The following is a 26218-nucleotide window of genomic DNA, read 5'->3' on the forward strand; positions in this document are numbered from 1 at the left end:
CAACATAGGATCTCCAAAATGAAAAACGATGTCTTACAGGACAGCTCTGGGCAGCCCAGAGGCAGTTCACGCCGCGACGCCTTTCGTGCAGGCGCTGCTGCCCTCACCGCCCTCTCCTTGTCTGGACCTGGCTTGCCCGGCGCCGCACGGGCGAAATCGCAGCCCACATCGGAGGTGCCCACTCAGTTGGTAGAGTTGGGTGGCCGCAAGCTCGCATACCGTTCCGTCGGAAAGGGCAAGCCGATTGTCCTGGCACACCGCTTCCGCGGCGTTCTGGGTCTGTGGGATCCGGCATTCATTGATGCTCTGGCGTCTCGAGGCCATCAGCTCGCGACCTTCGCAGCCTTCATCAGGAATACCCACAAAGCCTGAAGCCGATGGGCACCGATTAACTCCAAGCAAAATCCGCCCGATGCCAAAAGCGCGCGGATCATGGAGCAAGTCAATGAAATGTTACCTTTGCAAATACATCCCGCCACGCGACGATTTCCTGGCGACGATGAGCGCCGACGAAAAGACATGGATGGCGCAGCACGGTGCCTTCCTCGACGACTTGCTCGTAAAGGGAGTGATCGTTGCGCATGGCCCCGTCATGGATCCGGCAGGTGGCTATGGCGTCTCGCTTTACCGGATCGCCGATGATCAGGACATCGCGACGATTACCGCGCGTGATCCCATCGTGACGAATGGCGCCGGCCACTACGAGCATCACCCGATGCTGCACCTGAAGACGCGCGACTGACATCGGTAAGGTCGGCGAATAGGAGCAGCAGGCTCCGCAGCCTCGGCAATCGAAATCGATCAGTGATTTCATGGCCCGTTCCTACAACACAGCCTGCCAAGAGCAAAGCCGTTGGCTATCCGCTTCGCTTTGAGCGAGCGCGTCTATCTTCATCAGGCTCCTCTGGTCGGCGATCAATTTCTCGAGGTGGCGCGTGCTATGATCGGATCCTCGGCGGCACTAGGGTCATCAGGCGCGCCTATGTGGTGCAAGCTGCACGCCCAGCAGTCCTCCCCCATCCTTGATCGTAGCGAAACGCGGCAGGGCGCATTACTCGATATCTTTCAGCGCATCGAGCGGGCCGGTCAGCGCCGTGCGGGGTGGGACGAGCGTCGGCCGCACCAGATGCGTGATTGGCGGGCCGCGGCCCGCATCGAGGATCGCAAACCCCTTGGTGATCATTGCCTCGCTGTCCTGCCGGATCATGAAGACGGGGAAAGGCAGGAAGGAGCCGAAGGGATCGTAGTCATAGCAGCCGACGACGATATCGGCGAAGGTCTCGTGCGGGTGCAGCGCGAGGAAGCGCATCAGCCCTTCGAGATTGATCGAGGAATTGACGAAGAATGCGCGCGGCAGCTTTCCGTGGCCTTCGTAGAAGGCTTCGAAGGCGCGGGCCGTCATGGCGGGTGAATAGCCGGTCGGCTGGATGCAGACGTCGGGATCCGCGCCCAGCAATGCGCGCTTTACGTCCCGGAAACCGCGAATTCGCTCATGGCTGGCATGGTCGTTGCGGCCGCCGAACAGGTACAGATCGTCGGGTGAAAGCGGGCCATCCTCTTGCGAGCGCTCGATGATCGCCTGTGTCAGCATGCGCGCACCTTCATGATTGTCGCTGATGATCGACGGCGCCAGCGTGCCCGGCAGATCGATGTTGACGTGCTTCAGCCCGGCCTTTTCGCAAACCTTGTGCACGCCATCCGGATCGGTTGCGCCGGCGATGAAAAGCTCATCGATCGAATAGGAGATCAGCGTCTCGACGACCTTGCGTTCCTCCTCCGGATCGCGACAGGCACTGACGACGAGGGGGCACTGGCCACGGCTTCTGACCTGCGCCTCGAAAGACTGCGCCATGGAGGAGAAATAGCGGTTGTCGTGCACCGGCAGCAGAAGACCGACGAGACCGGAGCGGGACGAACGCAGGCCACGGGCCTGCAGGTTTGCCGTATAGCCGTGCTCGTTCGCCAGGTTCTGAATGAGCTGCGCCGTCGCCTCCTTGATACGCCTCTTCCGCCAGCTCCCGTTCAGCACGGCGCTCACGGTCGAAGGCGACGCACCCGATAGCATCGAGAGATCGTAGATCGTCGCCTTTTTCTTGCCGATGTCGGTCATATCTCGCCTTTCCTTTGTCGCTTCCCTTAGAAACAAACCCCTCTTGACGAAAGCTCTACCTTGATCGATAGTCATTGCACCATCGATTGTGCAAAAAAGAAAGATCGATTGTGCAAAAGATGGTTCGCCGGAGGAGGCGGGATGGGAGGCAAGGGTATTCCCTCGCCAAGAAGCAACCAGGAAAAACCTGCCGCGAACCGGCCGGTGGTCGTCGTTCGTATGAGCGACCTTTGAGGAGGAGTGAGGATGAGGAGCCTTATCGTAGCGGCATTTGCCGCATCGCTGTCGCTTGCCGGGGCGGTGGTCGCGTTTGCGCAGGACGCGCCGAAAGTCGGCATTGTCGTCAAGATCGGCGGCATTCCCTGGTTCAACGCGATGGAAGCCGGCATCAAGGAACAGGGTAAGAAACTGGGCGTCGATGCCTTCATGATTGGCCCGACCAGCGCCGACCCGGCGCTGCAGGTGCGCGCCATCGAAGACCTGATCGCCCAGGGCGTCAAGGTTATCGGCGTGGTCCCGAACGATGCCAAGGTGCTCGAGCCCGTACTCACCAAGGCGCAAGCCGCCGGCATCAAGGTCATTACGCATGAATCGCCCTCGCAGAAGGGCGCCGACTGGAATTTCGAACTCGCATCGGCCACCGGTTTTGGTGAAGCGCATGGCAAGCTGCTCGCTGAGAAAATGGGCGGCAAAGGCGAATATGCCGTCTTCGTCGGTTCGCTGACCGTGCCGCTCCACAATGCCTGGGCGGACGCTGCAATCGCCTATATCAAGGCAAACTACCCAGACATGAAACTCGTCGGCGAGCGCTACGGCGTGGCGGAAGACGTCGACAAGAGCCGCTCGACGGCGCTCGATCTCATCGCTGCGCATCCGGATCTGACCGGCTTCCTCGCCTTCGGCAGCCAGGGTCCGATCGGCGCCGGGCGCGCTATCGAGGAACGCCGCAAGACGGGCAAGATCTTCGTGCTCGGCCCGTTCTCGCCAGGCCAAGGCCTGAAGCTGATCAAATCAGGTGCGATATCGGGCGGCTTCATGTGGAATCCGAAACAGGCCGGCGAAGTCTTCGTCACGCTCGCCGATCGCCTGATCAAGGGCGAGAGCGTCAAGGAAGGTGATGACATTCCGGGTCTCGGCGTGATCAAGCCTGTTGGTAACGACATCATCGTCGATCAGCTGCTGCCGATCAACAAGGATACGGTCGACGACCTGGCCGCTATGGGCCTCTGAAGAGGCCCCCTCCCCGGATGTCGGGCCGGTCCATGTCGACCGGCCCGGCGTTCGGGAAAAGAGAGCGGTATTCGGCCATGGCCGGACCATTGATCTTTCATGGCATTCGACTGGACAGGCAACCGGCATGAGCACGGCAACGGATGATGGTGTGAAGGCCCAGCCGCTTCTTTCGCTTCGCGGCATCAACATGACATTCGGCGGTGTGAAAGCGCTGAAAAACGTCTCCTTCGAAGTCTTGCCCGGCGAAGTGCATTGCCTCGCGGGTGAAAATGGCTCCGGCAAGAGCACGCTGATCAAGGTGATCTCCGGCGTCTATCGGCCTGCTGACGGCGCCGAGATCGTCTTCGACGGCGAGACGATATCCCACATGACGCCAGGCATGGCCCAGTCCCGCGGCATCCAGATCATCTGGCAGGACCTCGCGCTCTTTCCGGAGATGAGCGTGGCTGAGAATATCGCCTTCCAGACCCTTTCCGGTTCGCGCCCGCGCTTCGTCAGTTATGCCGCGATCCGCAGGATAGCCGAGGACGCGCTCGCCCGGCTCGGCATCACCCTCGACGTCGACAGACCCCTCAAGGACTTCGCCATCGCCCAGCGCCAGATCGTCGCAATCGCCCGCGCGCTGGTCGGAGAGGCCCGCATCGTCTTCATGGACGAGCCGACCGCCTCGCTCACTCAGTCCGAGACCGATCATCTGCTGGCGATCGTGCGCACGCTGTCGGCTTCGGGCGTTGCCGTGGTCTTCGTCAGCCATCGTCTTGCGGAAGTGCTGGAAATCTCCTCGCGCATTACGGTGCTGCGCGATGGCGCGCTGGTCGGGGTCTATCCGGTGGAGGGCATGACCCAGTCTAAGGTCACCGAGCTGATGACCGGGCGCACCTTCGACCAGAACGTTCGCGCCCGCGACCGATCGCAGAACCCGGTCCTGCTCTCCGTCAGCAAGCTTTCCCGGGCTGGCGAGTTCGAGGACATTTCCTTCGATCTGCGCCGTGGCGAAACGCTCGGGATCACCGGCCTGCTCGGCGCAGGGCGCACCGAACTTGCGCTGACGCTCTTCGGCATGCGCCGTCCCGCCGCCGGAACGATCGTGCTGGAGGGAAAGCCGATGCGCTTTGCCTCCAACCGCGGGGCGATCACATCAGGTGTCGCGTATCTCTCCGAAGACCGCCTTTCGCTTGGTCTCAACCAGCCGCAATCCATCGCCGACAATCTGGTCATGGCCTCGCTCAACCGTATCCTGGGCGGCCGGCTCATTTCGCCGGAAAAGAAGCGCGCGCTCGTCGCGCGCTGGATCGCCGATCTCGGCATCAGGATCGGCAAGCAGGACGATGCGATCTCGACGCTTTCGGGCGGCAACCAGCAGCGTGTCGCGATCGCCAAATGGCTCGCCACCGATCCAAAAGTGTTGATCCTCGATGCGCCCACCGTCGGCGTCGATGTCGGCGCGCGCGCCGGCATCTTCGAAATCGTTGCGCGTCTGGCCGAGGCGGGGCTTGCGATCATCCTCATCTCGGACGAGGTGCCGGAGGTCTATTTCAACGCCGATCGGATCGTCCATATGGAAAAGGGCCGGATCGCCGGCTGGCACGATCCCCGCACGACCACACTGAAGGACCTGGAGGCGGCGGTCTATGCGTAAGCTGTTTCTGGCCTATACGACTGAATTCGTGCTGTTTGGCGTCATCATCGCGATGAGTGTTGTCCTGGCTTTTACGACCGACCGCTTCTTCACGCTCGGGAATGGGTTCGACCTGCTTAATATCAGCGCGGTCAACATCATCTTTGCCGTCGGCCTGCTCGTGGTGCTGATATCAGGTGGGATTGACATCTCCTTCGCCGTCGCCGCCTCGATCGTACAATATGTCACCGCACTTGCGCTCGAGAGGATCGGCGGCGGCGGATGGCTATCCGGCTTCCTGATTGCGGCCGGCATCGGCATCGTGCTCGGCATGATCAACGCCTTCCTGATTCATCGCTTCCGGATCATCTCGATCGTCGCGACGATTGCCACCTTCAACGTCTATTTCGGCCTGCTGATGTTCTTCACCAAGGGCGTGTCGATCTACAATCTGCCCGACTGGCTGACGAGCCGCGTCATTATCTACGAGCGCGAAATGGCCGATGGGAGCTGGGCTGAGATCACCTTGCCGGTTGTCGTCATGGCCGTCTGCACGCTCGCCACCTGGTTCTTCATTACCCGCACGACGACCGGACGGCAGCTCTATGCCTTCGGCGACAATCCGGAAGGCGCGCGCCGCTTCGGCATCAATATCGGCGCCATGCAGTTCATCGCCTTCGGCTGGCTTGGATTGATGGCAGGCATCGCCGGGCTCATGCAGGCGCATTATGCGCAGGAGGTGGTGCCGAACGCACTGTATGGCCGCGAGCTCGATGTCCTGGCTGCGGTGGTGCTCGGTGGCGCGCGGCTGGGCGGCGGCAAAGGCTCCGTGCTCGGTTGCGTGCTGGGCGTGCTTCTCGTCTCGATCACCCAGAACGGCCTCAACCTGATGGGTGTCTCGCCCTTCGCCTTCAAGATGATCGTCGGCGCGATCATCCTCGTTGCGATCACCTTGTCGAGTGCCCGCATCGGCAATCTGGTGCCGGTGTTTGCGACCCGCAAATCGACCGGTGACAGGCCCGCAGACAGGGGAGAGAGCTGATGGACGCGCTCGCCGCCCGCTTCAACGCCATCTTCGGGGCCGACATGGCAGGTCCCCTCGCCGCGCTGGCGGCGGTGCTTATCGTCTTCGGTTTCGCCTCGCCGCATTTCCTGACAGGCGCGACCTTCGGATCGGTCGCTTTTCAGCTTCCCGAGCTTGGCGTCCTGACGCTTGCCATGCTGATGCCGATCCTCACCGGCGGCCTCAACCTTGCAATCACCTTCACCGCCAACATCGCCGGCCTGACGCTCGCCTGGACGCTGCAGGCCAATGGCGGCATCGATGCCGGCCCGGGCGCCTTTTTGCTCGGTTCGGCTCTGGCGCTTGCCGTCGGCGCGGCAAGCGGCCTGGTCATGGGCCTCGTCATCGCTTTTACCCGCGCCCATCCGATCCTCGTTTCGCTGTCGATGATGATCTTCCTGCGCGGCCTCGGCGAGTTTCTGACGCGCGGCGGCGATATCTCGGGCTTTCCCACCTTCGTCGCTCCGATCGGCCACGGCAGCGTCCTCGGCATCCCGGTCCCGTTGTTGATCCTGATCGCCTGCGTGATCGCCAGCCACATCCTGCTCTCGCGCTCCAAGCTCGGCTTTTCCACCTATATGATCGGCTCCAATATCGAGTCTGCCCGCTATTCTGGCATCAACACCCGCAAGGTCCTGGTGCTGGTCTATATGCTTTCCGGGGTTATGGCTGCGGTTGCCGGCATTATTATGCTTGCGCGGTTCAATTCGGTGCGTGTCGGCCACGGCGAATCCTATCTGCTGATCACCGTGCTCGCCTGCTTTCTCGGCGGCATCAATCCCTTCGGCGGCTTCGGCCGCGTCCTGCCCGTCTTCGTGGCGCTCATCGTGCTGCAGCTCCTCTCTTCGGGGCTCAACCTGCTCGGCGCCAACCAGCACCTCACCACTGCCGTCTGGGGCATCCTGCTCATCGTCGTGATGGTGCTGCGCTGGCTCTCGGCCAAGTTCATCAAAATCGTCAAATAGGAGATACGACCATGGAAGGTTTCGGCGTTCACACCAGCATGTGGACCATGAACTGGGATCGCGCAGGCGCCGAAAAGGCAATCGCCGGAGCCGTGCACTACAAGATGGACTTCATCGAGATCGCGCTGCTCAACGCGCCGGCCGTCGATGCCAAACACACCCGCGACCTGCTTGAAAAGAACGAGCTGCGCGCCGTCTGCTCGCTCGGCCTGCCGGAGCACGCCTGGGCCTCCGTCCGCCCGGATGCGGCGATCGAGCACCTGAAGGTTGCTATCGAAAAGACTGCGGAAATGAACGCCGAGGCGCTCTCGGGAGTCATCTTCGGCGGCATCGGCGAGCGCACCGGCCTGCCACCGACGCAAGGCGAATACGACAACATCGCCAAGGTGCTCGACGCAGCAGCAAAACACGCGAGCAAGTACGGCGTCCAGCTCGGCGTCGAGGCCGTGAACCGCTATGAGAACCACCTGATCAACTCGGCGCAGCAGGCCGTCGATATGGTGGAGCGTGTCGGCGCGGACAACGTCTTCGTTCACCTCGACACCTACCACATGAATATCGAGGAGAAGGGTGCGGCAAACGGCATCCTGATCGCCCGCGACCACCTCAAGTATATCCATCTTTCCGAAAGCGACCGAGGCACGCCGGGCTACGGCAATATTCCTTGGGATGCGATCTACGCCGCGCTCGCTGCGATCGGCTTCAAGGGCGGACTTGCGATGGAGAGCTTCATCAATATGCCGCCCGAGGTCGCCTATGGCCTGGCCGTCTGGCGCCCCGTCGCACGCGATATGGAAGAGGTCATGGACAAAGGCCTGCCATTCCTGCGCAACAAGGCGGAACAATATGGTCTTATCTGACCCCAGTTGCCGGATGTCGCCCATTCGGTTGCATCAGCTTTAGATCGAGGCTGATGCTGGCCGTCTGCGATTGGTCACAAGCCGCAACCGTAGCGTCCACATGGGGCGTTTGACTGAAGAGATCTCGCCATCGCTGGCAGAGGACCGTGTCGGCGGCCCGCCTCTTCAGCACATCCCCTGAATATCACTTGGCCTCGGGCAGGCGAAATGACTGTCAAGAAATATCATACTGTTTGTGATATTGTTATTATTGCTTGTTACATTCTTTCTCCTATGCCATTTTGCCTATTAAAATAAGAGGCTTGAACGGCTCACGCCCGGGCTCTAGTTTCAAAGAGATGGCGGCGTTTCGATCGACCATCGATATGGGGGAATCTTGGATGGCACGCATTACGCTGAGGCAACTGCTCGACCATGCTGCGGAGGAAGGCTACGGCGTTCCCGCTTTCAACATCAACAACATGGAGCAGGCGCTCGCCATCATGGAAGCCGCCGACGCGTGTCATGCGCCGGTTATCATGCAGGCGTCGCGCGGAGCCCGCGCCTACGCCCATGACATCATGCTGAAGCATATGATGGATGCCGTCGTTGAAATCTATCCGCATATTCCGGTCTGCGTGCATCTCGATCACGGCAATGATCCCTCCAACTGCATGACGGCGATCCAGGCGGGCTTCACCTCGGTGATGATGGATGGTTCGCTGAAGGCCGACGCCAAGACGCCCGCCGACTGGGCCTATAATGTCGGCGTCACCAAGATGGTGACCGATATGGCGCATTTCGGCGGCATCTCGGTGGAAGGCGAACTCGGCGTTCTCGGTTCTCTCGAGACCGGCATGGGCGAGGCCGAGGACGGCCACGGCGCCGAGGGCAAGCTTTCGCACGACCAGCTGCTGACCGATCCAGACGAAGCCGTGAAGTTCGTGCGTGAAACCAAGGTTGATGCGCTTGCCATCGCGATGGGCACATCGCATGGCGCCTACAAGTTCACCCGCAAGCCGGACGGTTCGGTGCTGGCGATGAACGTCATCGAAGAAATTCACCGTAAGCTCCCGAACACGCATCTTGTCATGCATGGCTCGTCCTCGGTCCCGATCGAGCTGCAGGAGATGATCAACAAGTATGGCGGCCAGATGAAGCCGACATGGGGAGTGCCGGTCGAGGAAATCCAGCGCGGCATCAAGAATGGCGTGCGCAAGGTCAATATCGACACCGATGGCAGAATGGCGATGACCGGTCAGATCCGCCGCGTGCTGCAGGAAGACCCAAGCGAGTTCGACCCGCGCAAATATCTGAAGCCGGCAATGACGGCGCTGACCAAGCTCTGCAAGGAGCGGTTCGAACAGTTCGGCACTGCCGGCATGGCGGGCCGCATCACGCCGCTTCCCGTTTCGGAAATGGCGAAGCGTTATAAATCCGGTTCCCTCGATCCGGCTTTCTCTTGAAACTGGGTTAGCCTGAGGCCGGGCGGGGTGCCTTTTCCGGCTCGGCGGCCGCAGGCTTGCCCGTCAGCGTTTGGCCGTGGAAACGGCTCAGCTGGCTGACAACCTCCTGGATTTCGCTTGCCGTGCGTTCGCCGTCCCAGCCCAGCGCTGCCTCGGCAACGCCGGCGATTTCCCGCAAGCCTTCCAGCGTCAACCGACCCTGGATCGCAAGCGTCGTGCGGCGCATCACGATGTCCGACAGGTGGATAACGAGTTCATTCCGGGCGATCCAGTCGATCTCGCGGAGGCTGTAATGCGGCGCACCCGTCAGGCGCTGTTCGTCGGAATAGCTTGAAGGGGAAGAAAGCAGGGCCGTTGCCGTCGTGCCGTAGCGGCCGAGCAGTTCGTCGGCTCGCTCGGCAACAACAGCGCCGCGCGCCGCGGCATCGCTGATCCAGGCGTGACGCTGCTCAGCATCCGCCGGAAAGGCCTTACCGCCGCCGATCGCCAGATAGCGTGTCGAATGGCTGCGGCGGCGCTGTAGCCGGGAGAGAACGGTGTCGGCGACCTCTTCCGCAAATCCGCGGAACGTCGTCCACTTGCCGCCGACCAGTGAAACGATCGGAAACGGTCTGCCGCTTTCTGGCTCCTTTACCGGCGCGGAGTGATCGCGGCTGATCAGCCCCGGTGCTGTCGCATCCGATGCCGGCAGCGGGCGGATGCCGCTATAGCTGTAAACGATCTGATCGCGATCGAAGCGAAGCGTCGGCAGCAGCGAGCGGATGCTTTCGAGGAAATACTCCGTTTCCGGCTCCTCGCAGGAGACATTGTCCGGATCACCGGCCGGAATGTCGGTCGACCCGACCAGTGCCAGCCCGAGATAGTCGTAGACCAGGCAAATGCGGCCGTCGTCGGCCTCGAAATAGATCATATGGCCGTTGAGGCTTCGCACCAATTCGGGATGGTTAAGCAGGATATGGGAACCCTTGGTGCCGCCGATCAGCCGCGATGGAGCGCCGAGCAAAGTGTTGACCTGATCGATCCAGGGACCTGCCGCATTGACGACCAGCTTGGGAGCGACGCTGAACTCGCGGCCATCGGGCTGACGGAAGGTCAAACGCCCTTCTGAAACGGCAGCCAGTGTCGCGAAATTTGCCGTGAGGCTTCTCGCGTTCGCGTCGAGACCATCACGCACGAGCTCATAGACGAGCCGCTCCGGCCTGCTGATCTTGGCGTCGTAATAGATGCCGCCGGCGACGATGGCGGGGGTAATATGCGGCATTTCTCTGCGCGCCTGTTTCTTCAGGATCAGCCGGTGGCGCGGCATGACCTGATCGCGCGAACCGAAGAAGTCGTAGAGCCGAAGCCCGATCTTGATGAGAACCGCACCACGGCTGCGTGGCGCCGTCTTCGACCCAAAGAGCGTCCGGATCGCTGCCCAGATGCCGCGGGTCCAGGAAAAGACCGGAATGAAGGTCGGCAGCGGCTCGACGCAATGCGTCGCGTTCTTGAGCAGGAGGTTGCGCTCAAGCGTCGACTGCGCAACCAGTCCGAACTCACCCGTTTCCAGATATTTCAGGCCGCCGTGAATAAGCCGCGATGGTGCGGCGCTCGTGCCGGAGCCAAAGTCGGCCTTGTCGACGATCAGGCAATTGACACCCTGTAGTGAGAGGTCGCGGAACAGGCCGGCACCGTTGATGCCCGCCCCGATGATCAAAACGTCGATATCGTTCTCGCCGAGATTCGAGAAGCGCTGCTGCAAATCGGAGGTCATGCTCATCGTCCTAAATCGCCCGCCGCAGCAGGCATCTATCTTTTCAGTTTGCCGATTGCTCCGGCGCAAGCGCGGCAATCCTAGGCCAAAGGGGGACCATCGCGTCGGCAATGTCGCGGAACACCTGATAACGCTTTTCATAATCCGCGCTGCGCACTGCATCCGGCCGGCAAGTCTTCGCGATGGAGGCGGTGTCGCGCGGATCGCTCTGCGGATCGGCAAAGATACCCACGCCCGAGCCGGCACAAAGCGCAGCACCCCAGGCGGCCGCCTCATCCGTCTCGGTTACCGTCACTGGCATGCCAAGCACATCGGCAAACATCTGCACGACGGCAGGATTGCGCGAGACGCCCCCGGCGAGCCGCACCTGATCGAAGGCAAAGCCGTCGCGAAGCGCATCGACATGGATGCGATGATTGAAAGCGATGCCTTCAAGCACGGCGCGCAGCATGTCGCCGCGGTCGTGCCATCCACCGAGCCCGAAGAAACCGGCGCTGGCGGCTGCGCCATAAGGCGAGCCGAACAGATAGGGATGGAAGAGCGCCGTCGAGGGGCGCTCGAAGGCGGCGTCGATCTCGGGCGCCAGCAGGGCGTGGATCGAGTTGCCTTGGACCTCGCCATTCGTTCGCTCGGCAGCGCAGAGCGTATCCAGAAACCAGTCGTAATTGGCTGTCGATGCCGGGGAGATCGACATGCTGTTCCAGATCCCGGGCGCAATCCCGTTGCGGCAGAACCAGCGCCGATCGACACGCGGTTCCGACGAAAGCGTCTCGTTGATCGAATAGGTCCCGGCAATGACCGCGACAACGCCCTTGGCATAGCCCCCTGCCCCGAGCGCCGAGGCGGTGACATCGTGCAGACCGGCAACGACAGGCGTCCCTTCGGCAAGGCCCGTCAGCTGCGCGGCTTCACGGGTCACGCGTCCGACCATCTGGTCGGAGCGCGAGGCTGGTGGCAGGGCGTGGACGAGATCCTGCAATCCAAACAGCCGCAGGGCGTCCTCACTGTAGTTCTGCGTTTTGACATTGGTGAAGGAGGTGCTGGCTTCGGTGCGGTCCGTACCGATGATCCCGGTCAGGCAGAACCGCAGCCAGTCCTTGCAGCTGCAGAAATGGCCAATGCGCTTGTAGCGCTCAGGCTCCATGTCGCGGATCCAGGCAAGCAAGGCCGATGGAGCGGAGACATGCGGGATCTGCCCGGTCAGCTCGATCGCCAGGTCGGCGACATCGCTCTCCATCCACCGGTCGACGATCGCCCCTGCCCGGCTGTCCAGCGAAAGAATGGCCCGGCCGAGCGGCTTTTGGGCGTGATCGAGCAGGTAGATGCCGTCTCCATGTGCGGTAGCGGCAATGCCCTCTATGTCGCTTGCCGGTCGCCCGCTGAGCGAAATCGCTTCGCGGATGGCATCGGCCGTCGCGTTCCACAATTCATCCATGTCACGCTCGATATGGCGGGCCTTCGGAATGAACTGCGTGACGCGGCGCCGGGCGGCTGCAAGCGGCGTGCCGTCGATATCGAAGATGACCGCCTTGGTGACTGTCAAACCACTATCGATCCCGAGCAGTGTCGGCATTTAAATTTACCTCACGAGGAGCAACGGGCCGGCGCCGTCAGGAGCGCCCTCCGGCGCCCTTGGCGATGACCACGTTGATATCTCTGGACCGCATGCGGTCGATGTGCACCGGCTGGGTCTTGTCGTCGACGATAACGACGTCGAACTCATCCAGTGCTGCGAAACTGTGGAGCGCACGCCGTTCGAACTTGGTATGATCGGCAAGCAGGATGCGCTTTACGGAGCAGTCGAACATGGCGCGCTTGGTATCGACTGTCTCGGGAGACTGGTGCAGCACCGTGCCATCGCTGATCGCCGACATCGAGATGAATGCGACATCTGCCCTGAGAGCCTTGATCTCGTTGATGGTCATGCGACCCATGAAGGCATTGCACCAATTGTAATATTGGCCGCCGAGGGCGAGCAGCGTCACGTCGTGCAGGCCCGTCAGCGCATTCATCAGGGTCAGGGAATTGGTAATTGCGGTGACCGGTACCTTCGAAGGCAAATGCGCCGCCATCTGAAGTACCGTGGTCGAGTCATCGAAAAAGATCGCCTGTCCCGGTTCGACGAATTGCATTGCCGCCTCGGCGATCAGCTTCTTTTCCGCCGACTGGCGGTTGGAGCGGTAGACGTCGCTGGATTCGATGAGATTGGTCGCCGCCGCAGTGACGATGCCGCGTGTCTTCCTGAAGAGGCCGCGGCTGACGAGTTCATCGACATCGCGGTGAGCCGTCATCAGGCTGATCCCAAAGCGGTCGGTCAGGTCTTCAATCCGCATCGAGCCTTCACCCATCACGGCTTCTGCAATCATGCGGCGGCGCGCAATCTGGCGCGTCTGCCGGCTGTCGCTGGTGAGCTGGTCCAACAGATCGTCGTCCCGGCTGGTCTTCTGTGTCACGGGTCACCCCTGTCGCTGAATAATGGATCCCAGCTTCGTACAGCGATTGCCGCGCCAAGGCAAAAAGGCGAAACACAACTGGCGGTTGGACCGCCGGCCATAGCTTCGAGCATGAAAATGAGGGCGCTCTTGCGAGCGCCCTTTACCGTTTTACTGCGACAGGACGAACGGGCCAGTGTATTTGTCGATGTTGTCCTTGGTGATCAACAGGCAATCGAAGAGCTGCTTCTCGCTCTTGGCACCCGTGTTACCCGTCTTGATCAGGTTATCGGCCTGCTTGACCGCTTCTTCGGAAAAGACGGCAACCGGTTGGAGGACGGTGTATTGGAGTTCGCCCGCCTTGATGGCAGCAACGGCATCCGGTGAACCGTCGAAGCCGCCGACCTTCACATTGGCGAGCTTGCCGGCTTCCTTGAGTGCGGCGATCGCACCAAGCGCCATTTCGTCATTGCCCGAGATGACGCCGACGATATCCGGGTTGGCCTGCAGCATGGACTGCATCTTGTTGTGGCCCTGGGTGCGGTCCCAGTTGGCAACTTCCTTGGCGACCTTCTTCAGATCCGGATACTGCGAAAGGACAGTCTCATAGCCATTCGACCGCGTTGCCGCGTTGTTGTCGGACGGAGCGCCGAACAGTTCGGCATAGTTGCCCTTGTCGCCGATTGCTTCGACCCATTGCTGTGCGCCGAGGGCGGCGCCCTGTGCGTTGTTGGAAACAAGCTGCGCCTTGGCCAGGCCTTCCTGGTTGATTTCGGCGTTGACGAGGATGACCGGGATGCCGGCAGCAACGGCCTTCTTGACCGCACCGACGGAACCGTCGGCGTTTGCCGGGTCGAGGATAATCGCCACCGACTTGTTGGTGATCGCCGTATCGATCAGGTTGCTTTCGGTATTGGTGTCACCCTTGTGGGCGTTGACCGAGGCCGTATAGCCGAGCTTCTCGGCGGTTGCCTTGGCGACATTGCCTTCCGTCAGCCAATAGGGATTCGACGGATCGTTGACGATGATCGTCATCATGCCCGCTGCCCAAGCCGAGCTTGCCAGAAGCGGTGCTACGGCCGCGGCGGCCAGAAGTATGCGCATGCCTTTCTTAAACATAGTCTCTCTCCCATTCGTGAGCTCAGTTATTGCCGGTGATCCGGCGTTGCTTTCCCCAATCGGCTTTCTGGACTCCAGGCTGCCGTCGTGGATAAGTTTCGGTCTCAGCCGTCAGGACGATTTGACCCGGCGGCCGTATTGGATGCTGTTCATGAGGACGGCGAGAACGATCACAGCGCCGGTAAATACTGTCTGCCAGTAGGCCGAGACACCGATGATCACGAGGCCGTCCGAAAGGAAACCGATGACGAAGGCGCCGAGCATCGTGCCGCGAACCGTACCGCGGCCGCCGGTCAGCGCCGCGCCGCCGATGACCACGGCTGCTATCGCCGTCAGCTCGTAGGTTGTGCCTGCCGTCGGGCCGGCGGAGGTCAGCTGCGAGGAGAGGACCAGGCCGGCGATTGCGGCACAGACGCCCGAAAGCACATAGACGATGATCTTCACGCGCTTCACCGGAACGCCGGAGAGATCGGCAGCACGCTCGTTCCCACCTGAGGCGTAGAGCCAGCGGCCGAAGGCGGTGCGGCTCAGCACGATGCCGCAAATGATGGCGAGAACCGCAAGCACGATGACGCCGATCGGAATGCCTGCGAGGCGGTTGAAGCCGAGCCAGTCGAAGCCGGTATTGCCGAGTTCCGGACGGCCACCGAGATTGTTGTAGGTCAGGCCGTTTGTCATCAAGAGCGCGATACCGCGGGCGACGTAGAGCACGCCGAGCGAGGCGACGAAGGCCGGCACCTTGAGATAGGCGATCAGCACGCCGTTGACCGCACCGACCAGCGCGCCGAGCGCACATGTGATGACGACGACGGCCCAGACCGGCGGGTAGAGGATGACGCCGAAATAGGTGAGCGTGACGCCGTGCATCAGGAAACCGGCAATGCAACCCGCAAGCCCCAGTGTCGAGCCGACCGACAGATCGATGCCGCCATTGAGGATAACGAGCAGCATGCCGATCGCCAGAATGCCGAAGATCGCGACGTGCGACGCCATGATCAGGAAGTTGTTCAGCGTGAAGTAATAGGGCGACAGGAACGAGAAGACCGCGATGATGACGATCAGCGCGAAGAAGGCCCGGCCCTCCAGGATGAGACGCACGATATTGGTGTTGCGCTTCGGCCCGCTGGAAACTGATTTCTTTTCGGTGACGTTCGTGACTGACATAATCAGTGCTCCATAATCCAGGCTAGTGCGCGATCACGGCTTCGCCGGAGGCGGCCATGATCTTTTCCTTGGTGACATCCGAGCCGAACTCGGCCGATATCCTGCCGCGGTGCATGACGATGATGCGGTGTGCGATACTCAGGCATTCATTGACTTCGGACGTCGAATAGATGACCGCCAATCCCTGCTTGGCGCGCTCCGCGAGCAATCTGAAAACTTCCGCCTTGGCGCCGATGTCGATGCCGCGGCTTGGCTCATCAAGCAGGATGACCTTCGGCTGGGTTGCCAGCATCTTGCCGATGACGACCTTCTGCTGGTTGCCGCCGGAGAGCGAGCCGATCGAAGCCGCACCGCCATCGGTTTTCACATGCACCCGCCGGATCGCGTCATTGACGAGATCGCGCTCCCGATGGCCGGAGGTGAAAAGCCCTTTGGTGAAGGCGCGGATACTCGCAAGCGACAGATTGGAGCCGACCGTCATCGTCTGGACGAGGCCGTCGCGCTGGCGATCTTCGGGCACGAGCACGAGACCGCTGGCAATGCGCCTGGCGATGCTGAGCGCACTGACGTCCTGTCCTTCGAGCAGAACCTGTCCGCCACTTGCGCGCAGACGTCCGGCAATGCACTCGAGCAGTTCCGTGCGCCCCGCCCCCATCAGCCCGTAGATGCAGACGATTTCGCCGGCACGCACCTTGAGAGACAGACGATCGACTGCATTATAAGCAGCGCCGGAGGGACCGGGGACACTGAGGTTTTCGATGGAAAGCGAGACGTTTCCGAACGGGTGATCCTCCGGTGGGCTGCCAAGGTCGAAATTCTCGCCGACCATGTTGCGGACGATCCATTCGAGATCGATATCCTTGCGCTCGGCATAGGCCGTCATGTTTCCGTCGCGCAGAACGACGGCGTGATTGGTGATCTGCAGCGCCTCTTCCAGATGATGCGATATGTAGACGATCGACACGCCGCGGCTCGTCAGGTCGTGGATGACCTTGAAGAGCACTTCCACCTCCGTCGCGCTCAGCGCCGAGGTCGGCTCGTCCATGATCAGGATGCGCGAATTGACGGAGAGTGCCCGTGCAATCTCGACGATCTGCTGCTGGCCGAGGCGAAGATCCTCGACGCGCGTCAGCGGATCGATGTCTTCCTCGAGCTCTTCCATCAGCGCCCGGGTCTGACGCTCCTCTTCAGCGAAGTCGACGACACCGCCCTTGATGATCTCCCGGCCCATGAAAATATTGTCGCGGACACTCAGATTGGGGGCCAGGCTGAGCTCCTGGTGAATGATCGAGATCCCGCACTCGCGCGCATGGGTCGATGAGCTAAAGCTGATCGGTGAGCCGTCGAGAATGATCTCGCCGGAGCTTGGCTGCGCCACACCCGAAAGGATCTTCATCAAGGTCGACTTGCCGGCGCCGTTCTCTCCGAACAGCGTTGTGACCTGGCCGCGATGGATGTCGAAGTTCACTCCCTTGAGGGCGTGAACGCTGCCGTAGGATTTTGCGATATTGCGGGCGGCGAGGACGACCTCGCCTTTCGGCCCGTTGTTGCGTTGCGGCTGGCTCATTTGAGCTCAACCTTCACCGGCGTGACCAGCCAGTTCTTCGGGTTGATGAGCTTGAAGACGCCGACCACGGTCGCCTGCTTTCCGTCCAGGGCGTCAGCATCCAGGCCCGCAAAAACCGCCTTCTTCATCTCGTTATTGATGGCCGAGCCGGCATCCTGATACTGGATCTGGTTGGTAAACTGGCCGAATTCGATGGTGCCGGTTGCATCGCGGAGGTCCGTGCCGTTGACCGCAGGGCCGGTCTGGACACGGACCACCGTCTCGGGAGGCAACCCATCGATCTTCATTTCGTTGGTGTTCGACTTGCGGGCGCCGAAAACGCCGGTCAGCGTGACGGGAATGACCGGTCCGGTGCTCGTCGCAGTGCCGTATTTCTCGGCCGCCGCCTTCTTGTCGGCGGCAATGGCGGCCGCGAGATCGGCGGCTGCAATCGCCCGCTCCTCGACATTTGCTTTGATCTTCGGGAATTGCTCGGCGCCGAAGGTTTCCGGAGAGAATGCCTGCTGGCGCACATCGTTTTCGGAGCCGATCTTGACCACCGTCGTGTCGAAGGCGATCGCTGCAACGACGATGACCGCCAACGCCGCGCTGACAAGGAGCCCGCGATTGCCGCTGCTCGGCTTTGATGCTGCATGATCGGGTGAGGTACTCATGTCCGGACGGCCTTTGGCTTGGAATGGCAAGATGGAGAGGGCTAGCGAGATGATGATCGCAGGCGGCCTGGAGCATTGCGCCGCACCGGATCAGAAACCGGCGGGCCACCCGCAAGAGCGCAACTCTGGACGAATATTCGCACTGGAAGCCTCCTCAACAAGACCGGCGGCTGTCTCCTCCAACCGCCTGGGCCTGCAAATTCTCCATCAGGAAGCGCATTCCGTGATAGAAGTATGTTAGTTATGCCGTAAATGATGTTATATATTTTATCAGCTGTCAACGGCACTTTCGCGGCAACTCGACTGGAATGCACGACCTCACATCTTGGTCATCACGCTGCAGCGCAGCAAAAAGCGACGGAAAATGCAGACATTTTGACATTTGTCACTCAGCCGCAAAGTGGCGCCATCCATATGTTTTTAATGCAATATACGACAGATGAAACATTGCGTGCACTGCCGCTTTTGATGCCGCCCCCCGCTGGCGCGACGGCGCGCAAGCAAACTCCTTGCTCTTCTATTTTAGATGAAAAAAATTACATCGCTAGAAAAATCTTACTGGCATTGTGGTATCTTTATGTTATCTTTTCGAGCGAGCTCAGGGAGGTTTCAGCTGCGCGCCGTCTGGGATTTGTCAAAAGCGGCGCGCTTGCCGTTGCCCATGGACGAGCCGACGTTGGCAGCCGGATGCATCATCCCAGAGAGTTTAGGGATCGGGAGGACTTCAGATGAATTTGATGCGCGTATTGCCCGCCGCGGCGCTTGCGGTGGTGGCGAGATAGGCCTGCGATGACATCGACCCAGAAGATCATCATTGGCATAGATGCCGGCACCTCGGTCATCAAGGCCGTCGCCTTCGATCTGTCCGGCCGCCAGATCGCCACGGCCTCCGTTCGCAACCGATACGCCACCGGAGACGATGGGTCGGCAACGCAGTCGCTGGATCAGACCTGGCTCGATTGCGCCAGCGCGTTGCTTGGTCTCGGCGAAAAAGTCCCCGATCTTGCGTCACGCACCGCAGCCATCGCCGTCACCGGACAGGGCGACGGCACCTGGCTCGTCGGCCGCGCCAATAGGCCGGTTGCCGATGCCTGGCTATGGCTCGACGCGCGCGCCGCAACGACGGTTACGGCACTCGCCGGCGGAACGCAGAATCGTGCCCGCTTCGAGGCGACCGGCACCGGCCTCAACACTTGCCAGCAGGGTGCGCAACTCGCCCATATGGACCGCTTCACGCCGGATCTTCTCGATCGGGCGGAGACGGCACTGCACTGCAAGGACTGGCTCTATCTCAACCTAACAGGCGTGCGGGCAACCGATCCATCGGAGGCAAGTTTCACCTTTGGCAATTTCAGGACGCGCCAGTATGATGCCGTCGTCATCGACGCGCTCGGCCTTGACCACAGGCGCGGGCTCCTGCCCGAAATCATCGACGGCAGCGAGATCAGTCACCCGCTGACATCGGAGGCGGCGAAGGCCTGCGGGCTTCTTGCCGGAACGCCGGTCTGCCTCGGCTATGTCGACATGGTGATGACGGCGCTTGGTGCAGGTGTGCGCAGCGGCGCTCGCAACGCTGCCTGCTCGACGATCGGCTCCACCGGCGTGCATTTGCGCGCCAAGTCCGTTGCCGACGTTCAGCTCAATCGCGAGGGCACCGGCTATGTGATCGCCCTGCCTATCCCCGGCATCGTCACTCAGGTCCAGACCAATATGGGCGCCACGATCAACATCGACTGGATCCTTAATGTCGCCGCCTATCTGATGGCCGAGGCAGGCAAGCCTGCTTTGCATGCAGACCTCATTGCACGCATTGACGGCTGGTTTGCAGAAAGCCGACCGGGGTCGGTACTTTACCACCCCTACATTTCCGAGGCGGGCGAACGTGGGCCTTTCGTCAACGCCAATGCGCGCGCGGGCTTCACTGGGCTTTCGATGCGTCACGGCTTCCCTGACCTGCTGCGCAGCGTGGTCGAAGGGTTGGGTCTTGCCACTCGCGACTGCTACGCGGCGATGGGTGCGATGCCCGAAGAACTGCGGGTCACAGGCGGGGCAACACGCTCCGTCGCCCTTCGCCGTTCACTCTCGGCCGCCGTTAACGCACCGATCCGCCAGTCGCGCCGCGAGGAGACGGGGGCGGCCGGCGTGGCGATGATGGCCGCGGTGGCTGTCGGCGTCTATTCCAGCATGGACGATTGCATTGCCGACTGGGTGACGCCGCTGCTTGGCGATCCGGAGACACCGGATGCCAGCGAGGCCCACCGGTTCGACCGGCTCTTTTCTGCCTATACCGATGTGCGCCAGGCAATGGCGCCCGCCTGGGACAAGCTTGCCGCAGCCGCAACGACGTCGCCGGTGGGCGCGCAATTCTGATGCAGCAGGCATCGAAGGAGCATGACATGACCGAACCCGAACTCCTGGATCTCTTCATCATCGGCGGAGGCATCAACGGCGCGGGGATAGCACGCGATGCTGCCGGCCGCGGCCTGAAGGTCGTGCTGTGCGAAAAGGACGATCTAGCCCAGGGAACCTCGTCGCGCTCGGGCAAGCTGGTGCATGGCGGCCTGCGTTACCTCGAATATTACGAATTCCGCCTGGTGCGTGAGGCGCTGATCGAGCGTGAAGTGCTGCTCAACGCCGCGCCGCATATCATTTGGCCGATGCGCTTCGTCCTGCCGCACAGCCCGGAGGATCGCCCAGCATGGCTCGTGCGGCTCGGCCTCTTCCTCTATGATCATCTCGGCGGCCGCAAGAAGCTGCCCGGGACCCGCACGCTCAACCTGCTCCGCGACCCGGAAGGCACGCCGATCCTCGATCAATACACACGCGGCTTTGAATATTCCGATTGCTGGGTCGACGACGCCCGCCTCGTGACCTTGAACGCGGTCAGCGCAGCGGAAAACGGCGCTCTGGTTCTCACCCGCTCGCCGGCCGTGTCGGCCCGTCGCGAGAATGGCGGTTGGACCGTGGTCACGAAAAGCAACGCCACGGGCGAGATGCGAACCTTCCGTGCCAAATGTCTGGTGAACTGCGCCGGCCCCTGGGTGATGGACATCATCAATCGCGTCGCCGGTTCGAACTCCGGCCGCAATGTCCGCCTCGTCAAGGGCAGCCACATCATCGTGCCGAAGTTCTGGGCAGGCGCCAATGCCTATCTGGTGCAGAACCACGACAAACGCGTCATTTTCATCAATCCCTACGAGGGCGACAAGGCGCTGATCGGGACGACCGACATCGCCTACGAAGGCCGGGCCGAGGATGTCGCCGCCGACGAGACGGAGATCGAGTATCTGCTCAAGGCGGTCAATCGCTACTTCAAGGAAAAGCTGCGTCGCCACGACGTGCTGCACAGCTTCTCCGGCGTGCGCCCGCTGTTTGACGATGGCAAGGGCAACCCGTCCGCCGTTACCCGCGACTATGTCTTCGATCTCGACGAGACAGGCGGCGCTCCGCTGCTCAACGTCTTCGGCGGCAAGATCACCACATTCCGCGAGCTTGCCGAACGCGGCATGCAGCGTCTCAAGCATATTTTCCCGAATATGGGAGGCGACTGGACTGAGAAAGCGCCGCTGCCGGGCGGCGAGATTCCGAATGCCGATTACGAGAGCTTCGCCAACAGCCTGCGCGATATTTATCCCTGGATGCCGCGCAAGCTCGTGCATCACTACGGCCGTCTCTATGGCGCCCGCGCCAGGAATGTGGTTGCCGGTGCGACGGGCATAGAAGGGCTCGGACGGCATTTCGGCGGACAGCTCTATGAGGCCGAGGCCCGCTATCTCGTCGCCACGGAATGGGCCGAAACGGCGGACGACATCCTCTATCGCCGCACCAAACACTACCTCCATCTGAACGAAGCGGAGCGCGCGGCCTTTGGCGAGTGGTTTGCTTCAACCCGCCTTGCCGCCGCCTGAAGGATGCCGCCATGCCGCTGACCCTTTCGCTCAATACCAATCCGCTGGTGAACCGCTTCGCCGACCCAGACGATCTGATCGATACGGTTGCGCGTGACCTGCGGATCCGCGACCTTCAACTGACCCACGAGTTCATCAATCCGAGCTGGCAGGCGCCCGTGATCAGCCGCCTGACGCGCACGATGAGCGCTGCACTGAATCGCACCGGCGTGCGGGTCACCTCGGGCATGACGGGCCCCTATGGGCGCCTCAACCATTTCGGACATCCGGATGCCGATGTGCGCCGCTACTACGTCGACTGGTTCAAGACCTTTGCCGACATCACCGCCGATCTCGGCGGCCATTCGGTCGGCACGCAATTTGCGATCTTCACCTATAAGGACTTCGACGATCCGGCCAGACGCGAGGAACTGATCAAGATCGCCATCGATTGTTGGGCCGATGTCGCCGATCATGCGCGCGCCGCAGGCCTCTCCTACTTGTTCTGGGAGCCGATGAGCATCGGCCGCGAGTTCGGCGAGACGATCGGCGCTTGCCTGTCGCTGCAGGAGCGTCTAACAGGCGCCGGGATGGCTATCCCGATGTGGATGATGGCGGATATCGATCATGGCGACATCACTTCCGCCGATCCCGACGACTACGACCCCTATGCCTGGGCACGCGCCGTCCCGCCGGTATCGCCGATCATCCACATCAAACAGAGCCTGATGGACAAGGGCGGGCACCGGCCCTTTACCGCCGAATTCAACGCCAAAGGCCACATTCAGCCGGCACCTCTGCTCCAGGCGCTGGCCGAAGGTGGGGCGAAGGACAATGAAATCTGCCTGGAACTCTCCTTCAAGGAACGCGAACCGAACGATCGCCAGGTCATTCCGCAGATTGCCGAAAGCGTCGCCTTCTGGGCGCCGCATATCGACACCGGCGTCTCTGACTTGAACATCTGAGGCGGAGATCTTTAAAAGGCAGCACTGTGATACGGCGGAATCGCCGCATGACCTTCGAAAGGGAGCCGTGATGACGGACGCCGATGATACGCTTGCCGTGCGTGCTGCCTGGCTTCACTATGCCGGTGGCCTGACGCAGTCCGACGTTGCTCGCCGCCTCGGCGTTCCGTCGGTAAAGGCCCATCGCCTGATCGCCAGAGCGGTTGCCGATGGCGTCGTCAAAGTTACCATCGACGGGGATATCGTCGAATGCGTCGAACTGGAGATGCGGCTTTCGGAACGGTTTGGGCTTCAATATTGCGAGGTCGCACCCGATCTCGGCGAGGAAGGCTTGCCGCTGCGCGCACTCGGCCATGCCGGCGCCGGCTATCTCAAGCGCGAGATCGAGCGCGGCGACAATACCGTCATCGGCCTTGGTCATGGCCGCACGCTTTCCGCCGCCGTCCAATATATGCCGAGGGTAAGCGCGAAGAACCTGCGCTTCGTCTCGTTGCTTGGCGGGCTCACACGAAACTACGGCGCCAATCCCTATGACGTGATGCATCGCATCGCCGAAAAGACCGGCGCCCATGCCTATGTCATGCCGGTTCCCTTTTTCGCCAATACCGGCGAGGACCGCGAAGTGCTGAAGGCGCAGCGGGCCGTCAAGGAGGTCTTCGATCTTGCCAACAATGCCGATCTGAAGCTCGTCGGCCTGGGAACTGTCGATGCCGAGGCGCAGCTTGTTTTGTCCGGGATGGTCGAACCCGGTGAAATCGACGACATCGCTGCCGCAGGCGGCGTCGGCGAAATCCTCGGACATTTTTTCGACGCCGACGGCCATATCCTCGACACCGCGCTGACGGCGCGCACGCTCTCCGCGTCTTTCCCCAAGACGAAGAAAGAGCGGCTTGTGGCGCTTGCGGGCGGGCAGTCGAAGGTGCCGGCCATTCGGGCAATTCTGAATAGCCGCCGTCTTTTCGGGCTGATCACCGACGAACGAACCGCACAGGCGCTGCTGAAGTAACGATCGAAAGCAACAATATTTGATCGCAAAATAACATAATAAATGTTGATTATCACGCATACTCCGTTATCTTAACATCAAACGAGGGTGGAGACCGGGATGAGGCGGGAAGAGCGGCAGCAGTTGATCGTCAACCTGCTCGTCGAAAACAAGATCGTCGATCTCGACGACCTTGCCGATCGCTTCACCGTGTCAAAGATGACGATCCATCGCGATCTCGACGATCTCGAGCAGGCCGGCGTCCTGCGCAAGGTTCGCGGCGGCGCGACCATTGACGCCGGAACGCAGTTCGAAAGCGACTTCCGCATTCGCGAACGCCAGGGCAACGAAGCCAAGCTGGCTATGGCTCAGACCGCGCTGGAACTGGTCGAACCGGGGATGACGGTGATGGTAAATGACGGCTCGATGGCGGCCGTGCTCGGCGAAATGCTGCTGCAGAAGCGGCCGCTGACCTTGATCACCAACAACGCGGCGATCATGGAGCGGTTGAAAGGCGAAGCCGGCATCGCGCTGATCGCGCTTGGCGGTATCTATTCGGCGAAATTCAACGCCTATCTCGGCGTCGTCACCGAGGAGGCACTGTCGCGGCTGAGGGCCGACATCGCCTTCATTTCAACGCCCGCCGTCAGCGGCGGGCGCGCCTATCACATGGACGATAACGTCGTGCGCGCCAAACGGGCGATGATCGCGTCGTCGACCAGGACCTGCCTTCTGGTCAACCATCAGCGCATCGGCCACACCGCCCTGCATGTCATGGCGGACCTGGCCGACTTCGACGCGATTATCACCGACAGCGCACCAGATGCTGCTGTCCTGGAAGAATTCGAGCAGGCGGGCATTACGCTCACCATCGCATCAACGCAGGATCCGACATGACCGAAAAGCCGCGCTTCTGGATTGGCACCAGCTGGAAGATGAACAAGACGCTTGCTGAAGCCGAACACTTCGCCCGCGGTCTCGAAGCTGCCGACGCCGCACGCGACCCGCGTATCCAGCGCTTCGTCATTCCGTCTTTCACCGCCGTGCGCGAGGTCAAGGCGATGCTTGCCAAAACCTCGGTGAAGGTCGGCGCCCAGAACATGCATTGGGCCGACCAGGGTGCCTGGACCGGCGAAGTCTCGCCGGTAATGCTGAAGGACTGCAATCTCGATCTCGTCGAGCTCGGTCATTCGGAACGGCGCGAACATTTTGGTGAGACCGACGAGACTGTGGGTCTGAAGACTGAAGCGGCCGTTCGCCACGGTCTCGTTCCGCTGATCTGCATTGGCGAGACGCTTTCCGACCGCGAAAGCGGAAAGGCTGCCGAAATCCTCGCGATCCAGGTGCGCGGCGCGCTTTCGAAACTTTCGGGCGCCCAGAAAAGCGCCGAAATCCTGCTCGCCTACGAGCCGGTCTGGGCGATCGGCGAGAAAGGCATTCCGGCGACTGCGGATTATGCCGATGCCCGCCAGTCTGAAATCATCGCCGTTGCCGAAACGGTGCTGGGCCGGAAGATCCCCTGCCTTTATGGTGGGTCGGTCAACCCGCAGAACTGCGAAGAACTGATTTCGAGCCCGCATATCGACGGGCTCTTCATCGGCCGTTCGGCCTGGAATGTCGAAGGTTACCTCGACATCCTGGCCAAATGCGCCGCCAAACTCTGAGGAGAAAGACAATGAAACTTGCCATTGCAGGAGACAGCGCCGGCGAAGGCCTCGCCAAGATTCTGGCTGACCATCTGAAAGAGCGCTTCGACGTCTACGAAGTCTCGCGCACGAGCGCCGGTGCCGATCCTTTCTACGCCAACCTCTCGGACCGCGTTGCCTCGGGCGTCATCGACGGCACCTACGACAAGGCGATCCTCGTTTGCGGCACCGGCATCGGCGTCTGCATCTCGGCCAACAAGGTTCCGGGCATCCGCGCCGCCCTGACGCACGACACCTATTCTGCCGAGCGTGCCGCGCTTTCCAACAATGCGCAGATCATCACCATGGGAGCCCGCGTCATCGGAACGGAGCTTGCAAAGTCGATCGCTGACGCGTTTCTTGCCCAGACCTTCGACGAGAACGGCCGCTCTGCCGGTAACGTCAAGGCCATGGATGATCTCGACGCGAAATACAGCGCCCGCTGAAGAATGACGATGCCGGGCAGGGGTGTGTTCGATGTCACTGAGGCCGCACCCGAGGACTGCTCGACCCGATCCAGATCCGGCAGCGAATTCGGGACGCGGAATACGGGAGGCATCTCCGCGTTAAGTCGTTGAATTGAGATTCGTTTCGACTCGGAACAATCCGCCGTGTGATTCGGTTGAGTCGCGTTGTTGCCATCGAAGCGAAGAAGAAGCAGATGAAAAAGCCGAGCAGGACAAAGTCCAAGGCTGGGGAAAAGCAAGGCCCGGC

24 protein-coding genes are annotated in these 26218 nt (G+C 61.3%); 16 read left to right on the top strand and 8 right to left on the bottom strand.

Features of this window, described 5'->3' with window-relative positions; genetic code table 11:
* Positions 1 to 18 precede the first annotated feature (18 nt).
* Both ACM5SV_RS23995 and ACM5SV_RS24000 read left to right on the top strand, forming a co-directional pair.
* The gene (locus ACM5SV_RS23995; protein WP_221971022.1) at positions 19 to 372 is read left to right on the top strand and encodes a hypothetical protein; all 354 of its coding nucleotides are present in this window, start codon (positions 19 to 21) and stop codon (positions 370 to 372) included.
* A 73-nt stretch (positions 373 to 445) separates the two neighbouring features.
* Positions 446 to 742, top strand: coding sequence for a YciI family protein (locus tag ACM5SV_RS24000; RefSeq protein WP_221971021.1), 297 nt, complete (start codon positions 446 to 448; stop codon positions 740 to 742).
* 309 nt (positions 743 to 1051) lie between these two features.
* Here the strand turns inward: ACM5SV_RS24000 and ACM5SV_RS24005 are convergent, their stop codons facing one another.
* Entirely contained in the window at positions 1052 to 2110 is a 1059-nt protein-coding gene (locus tag ACM5SV_RS24005) for a LacI family DNA-binding transcriptional regulator (protein WP_017996211.1), read from the bottom strand.
* Between the two features lie 246 nt (positions 2111 to 2356).
* On the opposite strand from ACM5SV_RS24005, the gene ACM5SV_RS24010 reads away from it, so the two are divergent.
* The 6 genes from ACM5SV_RS24010 to fba all read left to right on the top strand — a co-directional run bounded on the left by ACM5SV_RS24010 (position 2357) and on the right by fba (position 9294).
* On the top strand, positions 2357 to 3340 hold the full coding sequence (locus ACM5SV_RS24010) for an autoinducer 2 ABC transporter substrate-binding protein (RefSeq protein WP_222051646.1): 984 nt from the start codon (positions 2357 to 2359) through the stop codon (positions 3338 to 3340).
* 127 nt (positions 3341 to 3467) lie between these two features.
* Positions 3468 to 4982: a sugar ABC transporter ATP-binding protein gene (locus ACM5SV_RS24015; RefSeq protein WP_222051645.1), complete on the top strand. Its 1515-nt coding sequence runs from the start codon at positions 3468 to 3470 to the stop codon at positions 4980 to 4982.
* On the top strand, positions 4975 to 6003 hold the full coding sequence (locus ACM5SV_RS24020) for an ABC transporter permease (protein WP_222051644.1): 1029 nt from the start codon (positions 4975 to 4977) through the stop codon (positions 6001 to 6003). The genes ACM5SV_RS24015 and ACM5SV_RS24020 overlap by 8 nt, the downstream gene beginning before the upstream one ends.
* Positions 6003 to 6989, top strand: coding sequence for an ABC transporter permease (locus ACM5SV_RS24025; RefSeq protein WP_222051643.1), 987 nt, complete (start codon positions 6003 to 6005; stop codon positions 6987 to 6989). Before ACM5SV_RS24020 ends, ACM5SV_RS24025 begins: the two co-directional genes overlap by 1 nt.
* Positions 6990 to 7000: 11 nt before the next feature.
* Positions 7001 to 7849 carry a sugar phosphate isomerase/epimerase family protein gene (locus ACM5SV_RS24030; protein WP_222051642.1) on the top strand — a complete coding sequence of 283 codons (849 nt, stop codon included), beginning with the start codon at positions 7001 to 7003 and terminating at the stop codon, positions 7847 to 7849.
* A gap of 380 nt (positions 7850 to 8229) precedes the next feature.
* Entirely contained in the window at positions 8230 to 9294 is a 1065-nt protein-coding gene (fba, locus tag ACM5SV_RS24035; protein ID WP_222051641.1) for a class II fructose-bisphosphate aldolase, read from the top strand.
* 7 nt (positions 9295 to 9301) lie between these two features.
* On the opposite strand, the gene ACM5SV_RS24040 is transcribed toward fba, so the two are convergent.
* The 7 genes from ACM5SV_RS24040 to ACM5SV_RS24070 form a co-directional block, all read right to left on the bottom strand.
* Positions 9302 to 11053: a glycerol-3-phosphate dehydrogenase/oxidase gene (locus ACM5SV_RS24040; protein ID WP_222051640.1), complete on the bottom strand. Its 1752-nt coding sequence runs from the start codon at positions 11051 to 11053 to the stop codon at positions 9302 to 9304.
* Between the two features lie 37 nt (positions 11054 to 11090).
* Entirely contained in the window at positions 11091 to 12620 is a 1530-nt protein-coding gene (locus tag ACM5SV_RS24045; RefSeq protein ID WP_222051639.1) for an FGGY-family carbohydrate kinase, read from the bottom strand.
* A 37-nt stretch (positions 12621 to 12657) separates the two neighbouring features.
* The gene (locus ACM5SV_RS24050) at positions 12658 to 13500 is read right to left on the bottom strand and encodes a DeoR/GlpR family DNA-binding transcription regulator (RefSeq protein WP_003562490.1); all 843 of its coding nucleotides are present in this window, start codon (positions 13498 to 13500) and stop codon (positions 12658 to 12660) included.
* A gap of 150 nt (positions 13501 to 13650) precedes the next feature.
* The gene (locus tag ACM5SV_RS24055; protein WP_012755626.1) at positions 13651 to 14598 is read right to left on the bottom strand and encodes a D-ribose ABC transporter substrate-binding protein; all 948 of its coding nucleotides are present in this window, start codon (positions 14596 to 14598) and stop codon (positions 13651 to 13653) included.
* 111 nt (positions 14599 to 14709) lie between these two features.
* Positions 14710 to 15762 carry an ABC transporter permease gene (locus ACM5SV_RS24060; RefSeq protein WP_003562489.1) on the bottom strand — a complete coding sequence of 351 codons (1053 nt, stop codon included), beginning with the start codon at positions 15760 to 15762 and terminating at the stop codon, positions 14710 to 14712.
* A 22-nt stretch (positions 15763 to 15784) separates the two neighbouring features.
* Positions 15785 to 17329 (bottom strand): sugar ABC transporter ATP-binding protein, encoded by a 1545-nt coding sequence (locus ACM5SV_RS24065; protein WP_419425428.1) that lies wholly within the window; start codon positions 17327 to 17329, stop codon positions 15785 to 15787.
* The gene (locus ACM5SV_RS24070; RefSeq protein ID WP_012755628.1) at positions 17326 to 17982 is read right to left on the bottom strand and encodes a DUF2291 domain-containing protein; all 657 of its coding nucleotides are present in this window, start codon (positions 17980 to 17982) and stop codon (positions 17326 to 17328) included. The genes ACM5SV_RS24065 and ACM5SV_RS24070 overlap by 4 nt, the downstream gene beginning before the upstream one ends.
* A 252-nt stretch (positions 17983 to 18234) precedes the next feature.
* Between ACM5SV_RS24070 and ACM5SV_RS24075 the strand changes: the two genes are divergently transcribed.
* From ACM5SV_RS24075 to ACM5SV_RS24110, 8 genes are all read left to right on the top strand, one after another.
* Positions 18235 to 18714 (top strand): hypothetical protein, encoded by a 480-nt coding sequence (locus tag ACM5SV_RS24075; RefSeq protein WP_206615921.1) that lies wholly within the window; start codon positions 18235 to 18237, stop codon positions 18712 to 18714.
* Positions 18715 to 18771: 57 nt separating this feature from the next.
* Positions 18772 to 20352, top strand: coding sequence for an FGGY-family carbohydrate kinase (locus ACM5SV_RS24080; RefSeq protein ID WP_245461242.1), 1581 nt, complete (start codon positions 18772 to 18774; stop codon positions 20350 to 20352).
* Between the two features lie 26 nt (positions 20353 to 20378).
* Positions 20379 to 21890, top strand: a complete 1512-nt coding sequence (locus ACM5SV_RS24085) for a glycerol-3-phosphate dehydrogenase (protein WP_128449364.1) — start codon at positions 20379 to 20381, stop codon at positions 21888 to 21890.
* Between the two features lie 11 nt (positions 21891 to 21901).
* Complete coding sequence (locus ACM5SV_RS24090; protein WP_128449363.1) at positions 21902 to 22834, top strand: sugar phosphate isomerase/epimerase family protein; 933 nt, start codon at positions 21902 to 21904, stop codon at positions 22832 to 22834.
* Positions 22835 to 22904: 70 nt separating this feature from the next.
* Positions 22905 to 23840, top strand: a complete 936-nt coding sequence (locus ACM5SV_RS24095; RefSeq protein ID WP_027686361.1) for a sugar-binding transcriptional regulator — start codon at positions 22905 to 22907, stop codon at positions 23838 to 23840.
* A gap of 99 nt (positions 23841 to 23939) precedes the next feature.
* Positions 23940 to 24716, top strand: coding sequence for a DeoR/GlpR family DNA-binding transcription regulator (locus ACM5SV_RS24100; RefSeq protein WP_128449362.1), 777 nt, complete (start codon positions 23940 to 23942; stop codon positions 24714 to 24716).
* Complete coding sequence (locus ACM5SV_RS24105) at positions 24713 to 25483, top strand: triose-phosphate isomerase (protein ID WP_128449361.1); 771 nt, start codon at positions 24713 to 24715, stop codon at positions 25481 to 25483. The genes ACM5SV_RS24100 and ACM5SV_RS24105 overlap by 4 nt, the downstream gene beginning before the upstream one ends.
* 11 nt (positions 25484 to 25494) lie before the next feature.
* Positions 25495 to 25950: an RpiB/LacA/LacB family sugar-phosphate isomerase gene (locus tag ACM5SV_RS24110; protein ID WP_017996196.1), complete on the top strand. Its 456-nt coding sequence runs from the start codon at positions 25495 to 25497 to the stop codon at positions 25948 to 25950.
* Positions 25951 to 26218: the final 268 nt, after the last annotated feature.

This window comes from Rhizobium sp. CRRU65, assembly GCF_048551595.1.
Lineage (GTDB): Bacteria > Pseudomonadota > Alphaproteobacteria > Rhizobiales > Rhizobiaceae > Rhizobium > Rhizobium leguminosarum_J.

What these genes read in the sequence shown, in the direction of transcription:
- ACM5SV_RS23995 (WP_221971022.1), top strand. Translation starts at nt 19, where the DNA reads ATGAAAAACGATGTCTTACAGGACAGCTCTGGGCAGCCCAGAGGCAGT.
- ACM5SV_RS24000 (WP_221971021.1), top strand. Translation starts at nt 446, where the DNA reads ATGAAATGTTACCTTTGCAAATACATCCCGCCACGCGACGATTTCCTG.
- ACM5SV_RS24005 (WP_017996211.1), bottom strand. Translation starts at nt 2,110, where the DNA reads ATGACCGACATCGGCAAGAAAAAGGCGACGATCTACGATCTCTCGATG.
- ACM5SV_RS24010 (WP_222051646.1), top strand. Translation starts at nt 2,357, where the DNA reads ATGAGGAGCCTTATCGTAGCGGCATTTGCCGCATCGCTGTCGCTTGCC.
- ACM5SV_RS24015 (WP_222051645.1), top strand. Translation starts at nt 3,468, where the DNA reads ATGAGCACGGCAACGGATGATGGTGTGAAGGCCCAGCCGCTTCTTTCG.
- ACM5SV_RS24020 (WP_222051644.1), top strand. Translation starts at nt 4,975, where the DNA reads ATGCGTAAGCTGTTTCTGGCCTATACGACTGAATTCGTGCTGTTTGGC.
- ACM5SV_RS24025 (WP_222051643.1), top strand. Translation starts at nt 6,003, where the DNA reads ATGGACGCGCTCGCCGCCCGCTTCAACGCCATCTTCGGGGCCGACATG.
- ACM5SV_RS24030 (WP_222051642.1), top strand. Translation starts at nt 7,001, where the DNA reads ATGGAAGGTTTCGGCGTTCACACCAGCATGTGGACCATGAACTGGGAT.
- fba (WP_222051641.1), top strand. Translation starts at nt 8,230, where the DNA reads ATGGCACGCATTACGCTGAGGCAACTGCTCGACCATGCTGCGGAGGAA.
- ACM5SV_RS24040 (WP_222051640.1), bottom strand. Translation starts at nt 11,053, where the DNA reads ATGAGCATGACCTCCGATTTGCAGCAGCGCTTCTCGAATCTCGGCGAG.
- ACM5SV_RS24045 (WP_222051639.1), bottom strand. Translation starts at nt 12,620, where the DNA reads ATGCCGACACTGCTCGGGATCGATAGTGGTTTGACAGTCACCAAGGCG.
- ACM5SV_RS24055 (WP_012755626.1), bottom strand. Translation starts at nt 14,598, where the DNA reads ATGTTTAAGAAAGGCATGCGCATACTTCTGGCCGCCGCGGCCGTAGCA.
- ACM5SV_RS24060 (WP_003562489.1), bottom strand. Translation starts at nt 15,762, where the DNA reads ATGTCAGTCACGAACGTCACCGAAAAGAAATCAGTTTCCAGCGGGCCG.
- ACM5SV_RS24065 (WP_419425428.1), bottom strand. Translation starts at nt 17,329, where the DNA reads ATGAGCCAGCCGCAACGCAACAACGGGCCGAAAGGCGAGGTCGTCCTC.
- ACM5SV_RS24070 (WP_012755628.1), bottom strand. Translation starts at nt 17,982, where the DNA reads ATGAGTACCTCACCCGATCATGCAGCATCAAAGCCGAGCAGCGGCAAT.
- ACM5SV_RS24075 (WP_206615921.1), top strand. Translation starts at nt 18,235, where the DNA reads ATGATGTTATATATTTTATCAGCTGTCAACGGCACTTTCGCGGCAACT.
- ACM5SV_RS24080 (WP_245461242.1), top strand. Translation starts at nt 18,772, where the DNA reads ATGACATCGACCCAGAAGATCATCATTGGCATAGATGCCGGCACCTCG.
- ACM5SV_RS24085 (WP_128449364.1), top strand. Translation starts at nt 20,379, where the DNA reads ATGACCGAACCCGAACTCCTGGATCTCTTCATCATCGGCGGAGGCATC.
- ACM5SV_RS24090 (WP_128449363.1), top strand. Translation starts at nt 21,902, where the DNA reads ATGCCGCTGACCCTTTCGCTCAATACCAATCCGCTGGTGAACCGCTTC.
- ACM5SV_RS24095 (WP_027686361.1), top strand. Translation starts at nt 22,905, where the DNA reads ATGACGGACGCCGATGATACGCTTGCCGTGCGTGCTGCCTGGCTTCAC.
- ACM5SV_RS24100 (WP_128449362.1), top strand. Translation starts at nt 23,940, where the DNA reads ATGAGGCGGGAAGAGCGGCAGCAGTTGATCGTCAACCTGCTCGTCGAA.
- ACM5SV_RS24105 (WP_128449361.1), top strand. Translation starts at nt 24,713, where the DNA reads ATGACCGAAAAGCCGCGCTTCTGGATTGGCACCAGCTGGAAGATGAAC.
- ACM5SV_RS24110 (WP_017996196.1), top strand. Translation starts at nt 25,495, where the DNA reads ATGAAACTTGCCATTGCAGGAGACAGCGCCGGCGAAGGCCTCGCCAAG.